Origin of the sequence: uncultured Xanthomarina sp., assembly GCF_963971605.1 — a bacterium.
Lineage (GTDB): Bacteria > Bacteroidota > Bacteroidia > Flavobacteriales > Flavobacteriaceae > Xanthomarina > Xanthomarina gelatinilytica.
Map to the genome: position 1 here is coordinate 63,195 of NZ_CAXATZ010000004.1, position 11,986 is coordinate 75,180.

Annotated in this window: 5 protein-coding genes, 1 tRNA gene and 1 pseudogene; 4 read left to right on the top strand and 3 right to left on the bottom strand. The window is 39.0% G+C overall.

What is annotated here, in order from left to right; genetic code table 11:
- Positions 1-203: 203 nt before the first annotated feature.
- The gene (locus AACY93_RS02810) at positions 204-6,527 is read left to right on the top strand and encodes a choice-of-anchor L domain-containing protein (protein WP_339611058.1); all 6,324 of its coding nucleotides are present in this window, start codon (positions 204-206) and stop codon (positions 6,525-6,527) included.
- A gap of 403 nt (positions 6,528-6,930) precedes the next feature.
- Here the strand turns inward: AACY93_RS02810 and AACY93_RS02815 are convergent, their stop codons facing one another.
- Together AACY93_RS02815 and AACY93_RS02820 are read right to left on the bottom strand one after the other, a co-directional pair.
- On the bottom strand, positions 6,931-8,466 hold the full coding sequence (locus tag AACY93_RS02815) for a transporter (protein WP_286853278.1): 1,536 nt from the start codon (positions 8,464-8,466) through the stop codon (positions 6,931-6,933).
- A 25-nt stretch (positions 8,467-8,491) separates the two neighbouring features.
- Positions 8,492-9,508, bottom strand: coding sequence for a hypothetical protein (locus tag AACY93_RS02820; RefSeq protein WP_286853279.1), 1,017 nt, complete (start codon positions 9,506-9,508; stop codon positions 8,492-8,494).
- A gap of 100 nt (positions 9,509-9,608) precedes the next feature.
- Here AACY93_RS02820 and proS point away from each other — a divergent pair, with 100 nt between their 5' ends.
- The 3 genes from proS (at position 9,609) to rpsT (ending at position 11,630) form a co-directional block, all read left to right on the top strand.
- Positions 9,609-11,087 (top strand): proline--tRNA ligase, encoded by a 1,479-nt coding sequence (gene proS, locus AACY93_RS02825; RefSeq protein ID WP_286853280.1) that lies wholly within the window; start codon positions 9,609-9,611, stop codon positions 11,085-11,087.
- 192 nt (positions 11,088-11,279) lie between these two features.
- Positions 11,280-11,351: transfer RNA gene (locus AACY93_RS02830), tRNA-Glu, on the top strand.
- 27 nt (positions 11,352-11,378) lie between these two features.
- Positions 11,379-11,630, top strand: a complete 252-nt coding sequence (rpsT, locus tag AACY93_RS02835) for a 30S ribosomal protein S20 (RefSeq protein WP_286853281.1) — start codon at positions 11,379-11,381, stop codon at positions 11,628-11,630.
- A 154-nt stretch (positions 11,631-11,784) separates the two neighbouring features.
- Here the strand turns inward: rpsT and AACY93_RS02840 are convergent.
- Positions 11,785-11,934, bottom strand: a pseudogene (locus AACY93_RS02840) (transposase); the annotation flags it as partial.
- Between the last annotated feature and the right edge of the window lie 52 nt (positions 11,935-11,986).

Below are 11,986 nucleotides of genomic sequence, written 5' to 3' on the forward strand. Positions count from 1 at the left end.
AAAACAAAAAAACTCAGACAAAACATATCTTCTTGTCTGAGTTTTTTTATTAAGAAGTATTTAAATAAGTTAATTTTTAATACGGTATGGATAAACATTTGTAAAAAATCTATCCCATAGTTAAAAATTTCTTAAATTTAGGCAATAAAAATAGCCTCTTTAAGAAAGTTAGTTTTAAACTAACGCATTATTTAATAGATATTATGAAACATCAATTACTCTTTATTGTTACCTTTTTTTTAGTTAGCTTTTCAGTCTTTGCACAAGACTTGAATATGCAAAACGGAACCTTTAATCAATGTTCGGGGGTTTTTTATGATTCTGGTGGAAATACCGGTAATTATAGTAATAATGAAAATATAATAATGACTATATGTCCTGATGCTGGAGGAGATTTTATTCAGTTAACTTTTACACAGTTTAGCACACAATTGAATGCTGATGTGCTTACTATTTATGATGGTGCAGATACTACAGCTCCTGTAATAGGTTCTTTTGATGGGGGAGGGCCTGGTAACAATCCTGGAGTAATTACTGCTTCTCAATCTAATGTAAGTGGATGTTTAACAATTGAGTTTATATCAGACGGAAATTATCCTGGACCTGGTTGGTCAGCAGATATTTTATGTGGTGCAGCTTGTCAAAATATTGTTGCAAGTATAGACAGTACTATTCCAGCAGCAGTAAATAATATTATAGAAATTTTTCCAGGACAAACTGTTGACTTTACAGGAAGCGCTACATTTTCGGATTCAGGAGCTGGAGCCACCTACTTGTGGGATTTTGGAGAAGGAACTCCTCAAAATGGTCAAAATGTATCACATACCTATAATACTTCAGGTGTTTATATAGTTAATTTTACAGTATCAGACTCGAACCCTACAGGCTGTTCAGGTACTCAGACAATTGAAGTTCATGTATTATCAGATCATGTAACTGTAGATGGTGATTTATATACAGAATTGGAATTAGTAGAAGATGTACTTATTAATAGTGGATGCGCATCAATAGATAATTTAACATTTCAAGGTGGACCAAATACACAAGGAATTGCATATTTTAACAGAAGTGGGTCTACTTTTCCATTTCAGGAAGGTATTATTTTAATGTCAGGTGATGCTGAACAAGCAGCAGGTCCTGAGACAGGAACGTTAAGCACAGGGGGATGGGGTACTTCAGACCCCGATTTAGAGGCAGCTATTCCAGGCTTAAATTCTTTAGATGCCACTTGGATGGAATTTGAATTCACTCCATTAGCAAATGAAATAAGTTTTAACTTCATTTTCGCCTCTGAAGAATATGGCACTTTTCAATGTAGCTTTGCTGATGGATTCGCTTTTTTACTTACCGAAGTCGCTACTGGAATAACTACCAATTTGGCAGTCGTTCCAGGAACAACTAATCCCGTGTCTGTATTAACCATAAGGGATAATGCATATAATAGTGGTTGTGCGTCTGTAAACCCTCAGTATTTTGGAGCTTATTACGATGATTTTGATGGACTTCCAGAAGCAACAGCCCCAATAAACATCAAAGGTCATACAGTTCCTTTAACAGCATCTGGAACAGTTGTTCCTAATACACTTTATTCAATTAAATTGGTTATAGCCGATCATAACGATACCTTATGGGATTCAGCCGTTTTTCTTGAAGGAGGAAGTTTTAATTTGGGAGGAGACTTAGGCGAAGACATTACTATTGCAGCTTCAAATACTGTTTGTGAAGGAGATAGCATTGTTTTAGATACAGGAATTGTTGGCGCAGATGGGAATCATATATGGTATTACAATGGTAACATAATTACAGGAGAGAATAATTCTACTATTACTGTCACGCAATCAGGCACTTATTCCGTAGATGTTGTTTTGTCTGCTGATTGTCAAACTTCTGATGATATTCTAATTGAATTCTACCCAAATCCGATTGTTGAATCAATTAACAACCTCTTTTTGTGCAATCCAGGTGCTCCACCTTTCATCTTCGATCTAACTCAGAATACACCAGTGGTAACTGCATCAGCTGCCAATGCAGGTGATTTAGTAGTCACGTACCACAACTCCCAAGCCGATGCCGATGCCGATACAGGTGCCATAGGTACAGCAGCTGCTTATACAGGAGTAGATGGAGAGGTGATTTATATAAGAATTGAATATTTAAACTCAGGTTGCTACGAAACCTCTTCCTTCACTTTGAACATCACGCCCGAGCCAACTATCAATGCAGTTGGTGATTTGGTGCAATGTGACGATTCGAGCAATGATGGTGTAGCCGATTTTGATTTAGAGAGTCAGACCTTGACAATATTGGGAGCGCAGCCCTCGAGTGATTTTACAGTGACTTATTATTCAAGTCAAGCCTCAGCCGATGCAGGCACAGGCGCCTTGAGCAGTCCCTATTCCAGTTCAGGAGAGCCTATATGGGTACGTGTAGAACTGGCCAGTGATGCCAGCTGCAGCAATGTTTCAGTGGGCCCATTTTTCGATTTGGTGCTGAACCCAGTGCCAGAGATTATACCGGCAAGTCAGACCATTTGTGATAACGTTCTTCCGGGAGACGATGGGTTTGGGGAATTCGACCTGACCCTATCAGAGACATCCATATTAAATGGGTTACCGTCCACAGACTATACCATCACGTATTATGAAGATGCCACAGATGCCGAAACAGGTCCAGGCTCGGCAAGTGAAATCCTAACACCAGGCGCATATACCAATACCACGGCCACTACCCAAACAGTCCATGTTCGCGTAGAAAATATCACGACACAATGTTACAGTGTGGCCCAGTTGTTGCTAACGGTGGATCCATTGCCAGTGATAACCGGCCTTGCCACCAATACAGATATTTGCGATGGTACAGATGCCATTTTTACCATAACAGGTATGCCAGGCGATGTTGTAGACTATAACATCAATGGAGGAGCAAGCAGTCAAATAACCTTAGACGCATCAGGAGAAGGAATAGTAACGGTTCCAGGAGCCACAGTTAACCAAACCATTACTTTGGAGCAAATAACCAATCCAGATACGAGCTGTAGTTCGACACTTACAGACACAGCAACTGTAACCGTGGTGGCCTTGCCGAGTATTGTGTCATTAACAACAAACACAGACATCTGCAGTGGAGAAGATGCCATTTTTACCATAACAGGTACGCCAGGCGATGTTGTGGACTATAACATCAATGGAGGAGCAAGCACACAAGTAACCCTAGATGCTTTAGGCGAAGGTATTGTAACGGTAGCAGGAGCCACAGTAGATCAGGTGGTTACATTGGAACAAGTTACCAACCCGACCAGCAATTGTAGTTCCCCTCTTACCGATACCGCTACGGTTATTGTGAATCCAAACCCAACAGCAAACGTAGTTGCTGCAGGCGATATCTGTCCCAATGGCGATGCCGTGTTTACCATTACAGGGGATGCAGGCGATATTGTGGATTACAATGTAAATGGAGGAGCCAGTGTTCAGGTAACTCTAGATGCCTTGGGCGAGTGGGTTGTAACAATACCAAGCGTCGGTGTAACCCAGACCCTTAGCTTAGAAAATGTAGAAAACCCGACCACGGCTTGTAGTTCAACACTAACGACAACAGCTGTTGTTGTGGTAAACCCATTACCAACAGTAGTAGATCCAAGCCCATTGATTGTCTGCGATGACAATGTAGCCGATGGGATGACAGAAATGGATTTGAATGAGAAGAATGATGAGATCTCTGGAGGCAATGCAACTTATATAGTTACCTACCATGCCAGTTTATTAGATGCAGAGAATGGTTCACCAGAAGTACTGCCATCATCTTCAGCCTATATAGGCACCGATGGTGAGGTGGTTTGGGTGCGCGTAGAGGACGCGGCAACCGGTTGTTATGCCACCACGACATTGGAACTTGGTGTAGTGGATGCACCGGCAGTTCCAAGTCCATCAGCCCTGCATTATTGTGATCCAGATAATGATGGTCTAGGTGTTTTTGATTTAACGGACACTAGAAACAATATAGAAGCAATAGATCCAACCTACGAGGTTTCTTTTCACTTAACCGAGCAAAATGCCATGGACGATGTCCTGCCACAGCCGGACGTATTTACAAATGTAGCAGGTCAGATAATTTATATTCGAGTAGATTATGGTCCGGGGACCAACTGCCCGACCATTTTGGAGCTGGAACTGATAATAGACCCAACACCGGATATAGAAATGGATCCAGAGGCACTGGTACTGTGCGATGACGATGGGGTTGCCGATGGGATGACGCAATTTGATTTAACAACGAGCAATACAGAGATTTTAAATGGGCTAGATCCAATGGCATATTCCGTTACATATTATACCACACAGGCAGGGGCAGAGATAGGGACAACCGATCCAAGCTATATAGCAACTCCAGGCGCCTTTACCAACACTGTGGCATCAAACCAGACCGTTTGGGTACGTGTTGAGAATAATGCCACAGGCTGTATAAGGGTAACCTCCCTGGAACTGATTGTGAACCCGCTACCAGTTCCAGTAACCACAACCGAAGCGATGCAATACGAGATCTGTGACGACAGCGTTGACAACGATGGCTATGCCATATTTGATTTGACGGTCCAGGACAATATCATAACAGGGGGCAACTCCAGTTGGTCCGTGGCCTATTACGAGACCATGGCGGACGTAACGGCAAACACGCCAATAGCAGATTATACAGCTTATGCCAATACCTCGATAGGTGGGGCACCACACAATCCACAGACCATCTTTGTAACCGTATCCTCTACGGCCAATGGAGTGGACTGTTATGCGCTGACCACCTTGACCTTGGTGGTGAACACGGTTCCGACCCCAACAGCAGCACTGCCAAACATGGAGTTGTGCGATGATAACAATCCAGGGGATTTAGAAGAGGAGTTTGATATCACGGCCAATGAAGCAGCGATGTTGAATGCCTATAACGAAACCGTTTCGTACCATACCACAATGGCCGATGCGGAATCAGGGGCGAACAGCATTCCAAACCCAACCGCGTACACAAACACAGGCCCGACACAAACCATTTATGCGCGAGTTACAAATACAGGGGATCCATCAGATCCATTAGATACAGGAACTGGATGTTATACCATTGTAAGTTTTGATATTATTGTGAACCCATTACCGGATACGGTTGCAGTAGACAATATAATAGCCTGTGAGTTAAACACAGACAATATTTATATTTTTGATTTAACAACACAAACCAGTGCTATTTTAAATGGGCAACCAGAGCCGGATTTTGCAGTAAGCTATTATACAACATTAGCAGCAGCAGAGTCGGGAACAGGAGCTATAGCAAACCCATCTGCTTTTCAAAACACAGTAAACCCACAAGAGATATTTGTAAATATAAACAATACAATCACAAGCTGTGATATAGCTACGGTAAGCTTCTTTGTTGAAGTACAAGAGGCAGCAGAGGTCAACCCAAACCATGATACTTATGTATTATGCGATGACACCATGGAATTTGATGGCGACCCAAGCAATGATAGTGTTGGTTTTGATTTATTATCACAAAACTTTGTTTTGTTAAATGGACAAGATCCAGCTAATTTTAATGTGACATATTATGAGACCATGGCGGACGCCGAGGCCATGAGCAATGCCATAGGTACATCAGCACCGTATGTCAACCTTACCAACCCACAGGTTATTTGGGTGCGAATAGACAACGATAGCACACCAGGTTCTATATGTTACGATATCAAGCCATTAACGTTACAGGTGGATCCCATCCCAGCGTTTGACATGGACGATCTGTACACCATTTGTATAAACACAAACGGAACAGAGGTGATAAGCGCCCCGTTAATGGATACCGGTCTAAGTTCAACCTTATATGGTTTTGAGTGGACAGAAGCAGGAGATCCATCAACAGTGTTAAGTACAGGCTCTTTTTATGAGCCACCAGTAGAAGGCACTTATACGGTAATGGTAACAGACCTCTCCAATGGGTGTACAAGCACAGACACAGCTGTCGTGCAATTGAGCTCTCCACCAAATGTTACAGCTAATGTAACAACAGAAGCTTTTGCAGACAATCACATCATAGAAGTAACAGCAACAGGGGATGGTGCAGCAGTATTTGAATTCAGTATAGACAATGGCCCATGGGTGAGCAACGAGCCAAATACCAACACCTATACCTTCTCCAATGTGCCTTTTGGGGAGCATGTGATCCAGGCCAGGGACATCAATGGATGTGGAGTGGCCAGCGATATGGTGCTTGTTATGGATTACCCATTGTTCTTTACACCCAACAACGATGGATATAACGATACGTGGCGGATATTTGGGATAGAGAACCAATTGGATGCCAAGATTTTTATATACGATCGATATGGCAAGCTGTTAAAGCAGTTAAGCCCTACCGGTCCGGGATGGGACGGTACCTACAATGGCGAATTGATGCCGTCAAGTGACTATTGGTTTACCATAGAGTATCGAGAACTAGGAGAAAGTACAGGAGAGCAAAAGCAATTTAAAGCCCACTTTAGTTTAAAGAGGTAAGGGTCAGAAAGGCTTTCTCTCGATATAAAACAAAAAAACTCAGACAAAACATATCTTCTTGTCTGAGTTTTTTTCATGCTTTTGCTATATACGTATTCATAAAAGTCATTGTTTAACTAAATTAATTTTATTTAATTTTTTAAGCTTTGATTATATGGAGTTTAATTTAAGTAGTATATTAAGTTAAAAGATGTTGATGTTAATTAAATGCTGTTTAATATTCATGGTTTAATCTGTAATCCATAAAAAACAATTCATTTTTAGTTTATAGCATTATTGATGATGATTTAATATGCAATAATTAAAATACAATTTAGGTGTGTAACAATGAACTATTTAAATAAAAAACTCAGACAATAAAGACATTGTCTGAGTTCTAATTTATAATAAAACTGTATCGTTTTTAAAGGTTGAATGCAGCAGTAACGGTCACGTTTGTAAACCTGGAATCCAAAGAAGCGCTGCTAGGAAAACCAGAGTTGTTGTATAATCTATATTCCGCAGTTTGTTTAGCTTGATCAAAAGCCATATCCAATTTAAAGCTTCCAAAACTATAACCCAACCCTAAAGAATAACCTTTTAGGTCTCCTAAGGTGTTACCATTTTTATAAGGACTTTCTTCCAATCTGTAGCCACCTCTTAAACTAAGTTGTTTCAACCTTATTTCACCACCAATTTTATAGGTAGAAGCAGTGGTTAGTTGATTGTTTATAGCGTTGTTTTGTGTTGCAAAATATGCATCGGATGTTGGTTTGAATTTAGTGTTGCTGTAATCTTTTAAGGAATAGTCAAAACTTATCAATCCGTATTCACCAAAAATATAAGCCAAGCTACCTGTGAATTTTCCAGGAGTTTGAAGATTATAAGAAGGGTAAATATTGATAATGTTAGAGATGTAACCTATATCTGGATCTGCAATGTTGGAATCAATACCTTGAATCAATTCTTCTTCAATTCGGTACCATGTAGGAGAATTATAGGAAAGCCCCAACCTTAAATCATTGGTGATTTTCGCTATGGCACCTAGTTGAAATGAAAACCCTGAACCATAAGTAGAAAGCCAGTTTTCGAAAACAATATTCTTTGTTAAGGAATCTGGATCGTTATTGGTTTCATAGAAGCTTGTGAACTTATCATAATTAATAAAATGGGAGTTCAAATTAATACCAAGATATAATCTATCCTTATAGGAAGTGGCAAAATTTAAAGAGAATTTTCCGTTGTAACCCGAAGAAGCATAATAAAATTCTTGGTAATATGAATCTGCTGGAGCTGTATTTGAAAAATAGTTGGTTTCATCATCATTGGTACTGTTGTCTAGATTCACCGGGTCTATAATCCCTGCCCAGTACCCTAAAAACACTTGCTGAACAGGATATCCATATGCAGGGCTGGAACCAATATCAGCATAAGCTTCTTCAATATATTCTCCTGGTTGCAGTTTCAACACTCCAAAAGGAATAGCTTGTTTTTCCGTAATATCTAAAAAATATCTATCAATGGAGGCTGAATTTGTACCATATGCCAACCAATCGTTGTTGTAATTTTGAACTTTATCATAGGCTGCACTAAACGCAAATTTTGTCCAATCTGAATTTGAATTTCTATTGTAAAAAACAAACGCAGCACCAGTTTGGTTTAAATCAATGTTCGATTCTTTAGAGGTATTGAAACCATTAAAGTATTGAACATCATTTTTTATGTTGTTATTAGATAGAGACAAAGATATATGACTATTATTGAATATGGCTGAACCGGCTGGATTTATGCTTACAGCACTCATGTCTCCCCCTAAAGCGCCAAACGCGCCACTTAAGCCTCTATATCTTGCAGTTCCTTGAATTTCATCCTGTGTGTATCTAACAGCGTCTGTAACATCTTGGGCGTAAATAATACCCGTAGAAAGAATGCCTACGAATAGTAAAAGTAACTTTTTCATATTTTTCTTTTTCTTTTAGTCAATTTTATCTTCTGCCTCTAGAACCACCAGAAACTCTTCCTCCCCCTCCAGATGAAAAGGATGGTGAACTACCAGAAGATCTACTTGGTGAATAAGATCTGCTAGGAGAATTTGTTCTTGGAGTTGAATTTGTTCTAGGCCTAGGCGTAACGTTATTCGATTGTGGCCTTGTTCTAGGTTTTACCGTAGAATTTGGCTTCACAGTAGAATTGTCTCTTGTTCTTGGTCTTACTGTGGAGTTAGGACTAACCGTTGAATTATCCCTGGTTCTTGGTCTAACGGTAGTATTTGATCTAGTATCGGAATTGCTTCTTGTTCTTGGAGTGGCATATCCCAGATTAGAACGTGTTGTTCTGGTTCTGGAATTATAGTAATTATTATTGGTTCTGTTGTTATAATAGTTACCTGAATAGTAATTTCCACGTCTGCCATAATTGTAGGCTAAACCTCTACCTCCATAAGCATAGTAACCACCATAGTATCCACCATAATAACCTCCATAATAAGGGTAACCAGGATACGGATACCAAGGACTGTAATAGCCCCAACCAAAACCGTAATAAGGATAGTATCCACCATAATAATATGGAGAGTACCATGGGTTATAGCCCCAGCCAAAACCATAGTTAAACCCAGTGCTAATGGTAATGGAAATGTCATTGCTGTCTTCACCCCAACCTGCATAACTATTATACTCCACATCAGAAGTGTCTTGAGCTACAGCATATTCCCCTTCATAGGAATCAATATCTGTAAAAATAGCATCTTCATTTTCTTCTTCAGGGAGCTGATATTCTAAAGACTTTTCTTTAAAGTAATTCTTATAAAAGGTTTGACTGCTGGTTTCTTTTTCAGTAACCGTAACGGCATCTTCCTGATATTCAACAGGTGTGTCTGAACTATAAATACCATCATTGTCATTTACGGCATATTGAGATGATCCACAAGATGCCAAAACAACAAACAAGCTAAAAACAGCTATATATGGTGTTTTAGTTAAAAAGGAGTTATTTATTTGCATATCTCTTGATTTTAATTGTTGAACATAACAAAAATAGTTAGTTTTGCGCAACTATTTTTATATTTAACATAATCACAATATTTGTGCCAAAACCCTGAATATGAGTAAAAATCTTACAAGTAGAGCAGAAGACTATTCTAAATGGTATAACGAACTTGTTGTTAAGGCCGACCTTGCGGAAAATTCTGCCGTTAGAGGATGTATGGTAATTAAGCCTTATGGCTATGCCATTTGGGAAAAGATGCAAGCAGAATTGGACCGTATGTTTAAAGAGACCGGTCATGAAAACGCATATTTTCCTTTGTTTGTACCTAAAAGCTTGTTTGAAGCCGAGGAAAAAAATGCCGAAGGTTTTGCCAAAGAATGTGCCATTGTTACTCATTACAGATTACAAAATGATCCTGAGAATCCTGGGAAGTTGCGTGTGGATCCAGAGGCAAAGTTAGAGGAAGAACTTATAGTAAGGCCAACTAGTGAGGCTATTATCTGGAACACCTATAAAGGATGGATTCAATCTTATAGGGATTTACCATTGTTAATAAACCAATGGGCAAATGTGGTGCGTTGGGAAATGAGAACGCGATTGTTTTTGCGTACAGCCGAGTTTTTATGGCAAGAAGGACATACAGCTCATGAAACCAAAGCTGAAGCTATTAAAGAAGCAGAATTGATGAACAATGTTTATGCAACATTTTCCGAAAACTTTATGGCAATTCCAGTTGTTAAGGGCGTAAAAACAGAAAGTGAACGTTTTGCAGGTGCTGTAGAAACCTACTGTATTGAAGCTTTAATGCAAGATGGTAAAGCCTTGCAAGCAGGGACATCTCATTTCTTGGGTCAGAATTTCGCCAAGGCATTTGATGTAAAATTTACTTCCAAAGAAGGGAAACAAGATTATGTTTGGGCGACTTCATGGGGAGTTTCAACTAGGCTTATGGGAGCTTTAATCATGACCCACAGTGATGACAAAGGATTGGTGTTGCCTCCAAACCTGGCGCCTAATCAAGTGGTCATTGTTCCTATTTACAAAACCGATGAGCAGTTTGAAGAAATCACCAAACTTGCTAATTTAATGATGAGCGACCTTAGAGCCAAACATATTTCTGTGAAGTATGACAACAGAACCACCTTAAGGCCTGGAGCCAAATTTGCACAACACGAATTGCAAGGAGTGCCTTTAAGGATAGCCATTGGACCTAAGGATTTGGAACATGGAACTGTGGAATTGGCAAGAAGGGATACGCTTACAAAAGAGGTTATTGCATTGGATACCTTAACATCTACTGTTGAAGGATTAATGATTGAGATACAAAATTCTTTATACAAAAAAGCCTTGGAGTTTAGGGATTCCCACATAACTTTGGTGGACACTTTTGATGATTTTAAAAATGTTTTGGAAACAAAAGGAGGGTTTATTTCTGCTCATTGGGATGGAACAGTAGAAACCGAAGCTAAAATCAAAGAGCTCACAAAAGCCACGATACGATGCATCCCAACAGATGAAATAGCAGAAAATGGAACTTGTGTCTATACAGGAAAACCTTCAAAAGGTAGAGTGTTGTTCGCAAAAGCATATTAATAAAAAATTTTTCAAAAAAAATACAACAAGGTATTGCAACATTTAAAAATAGTTGTATTTTTGCACCCGCTTGAATGACATAAAAGTTAATATGTATGTCAGGAAGGTTTACAATGGAAACATTGTTAGTTATTTTGAAAAGTATTGCAAGTTTAAATATATAATTATATATTTGCGCACTCAAAACAAAATGGCCCGTTCGTCTATCGGCTAGGACGCCAGGTTTTCATCCTGGTAAGAGGGGTTCGATTCCCCTACGGGCTACAATTTTTATAAAAGAAAGATAATATAATGGCAAATCATAAGTCAGCATTAAAGAGAATTAGAAGTAACGAAGCGAAACGTTTAAGAAATAGATATAAGCATAAAACAACACGTAATGCTATTAAGAGATTACGTGATATGGAATCTAAATCTGAGGCTGAGGCTTTGTTTCCAGAGATTGTATCTATGATAGATAAGTTAGCAAAGAAGAACATTATTCATGCTAACAAAGCTTCTAATTTAAAATCTAAATTGTCCAAACACGTGGCTTCTTTATAAGAAGCACTTAAGATAACTTTTTTAAAAACCTTTCAATTTGAAAGGTTTTTTTTGTGCTTAAATATAACAGAATGAATAAAACAAAAGCGGATCAAGAATAATTTGGATCAAGAACAATTTCGGATCAAGAACAATTTCTGGGTTTCTACCATTTTTAAGAATATAATTTAATCAACCGATATAAGAAGTATTCCGTATTCCTCACACCTCTAAATTGTGACCTAAAAGCCTTTATTTTAGCATTGAAAGATTCCGCTGAAGCATTTGTACTTCTGTTCAAGAAATAGTTAAGTACAGAACGGTAATTTAAAGTAAAAAGCCTTGGTTTCCCAAGGCTTAGTTATTTGTTGTTTCAA

What these genes read in the sequence shown, in the direction of transcription:
- AACY93_RS02810 (WP_339611058.1), top strand. Translation starts at nt 204, where the DNA reads ATGAAACATCAATTACTCTTTATTGTTACCTTTTTTTTAGTTAGCTTT.
- AACY93_RS02815 (WP_286853278.1), bottom strand. Translation starts at nt 8,466, where the DNA reads ATGAAAAAGTTACTTTTACTATTCGTAGGCATTCTTTCTACGGGTATT.
- AACY93_RS02820 (WP_286853279.1), bottom strand. Translation starts at nt 9,508, where the DNA reads ATGCAAATAAATAACTCCTTTTTAACTAAAACACCATATATAGCTGTT.
- proS (WP_286853280.1), top strand. Translation starts at nt 9,609, where the DNA reads ATGAGTAAAAATCTTACAAGTAGAGCAGAAGACTATTCTAAATGGTAT.
- rpsT (WP_286853281.1), top strand. Translation starts at nt 11,379, where the DNA reads ATGGCAAATCATAAGTCAGCATTAAAGAGAATTAGAAGTAACGAAGCG.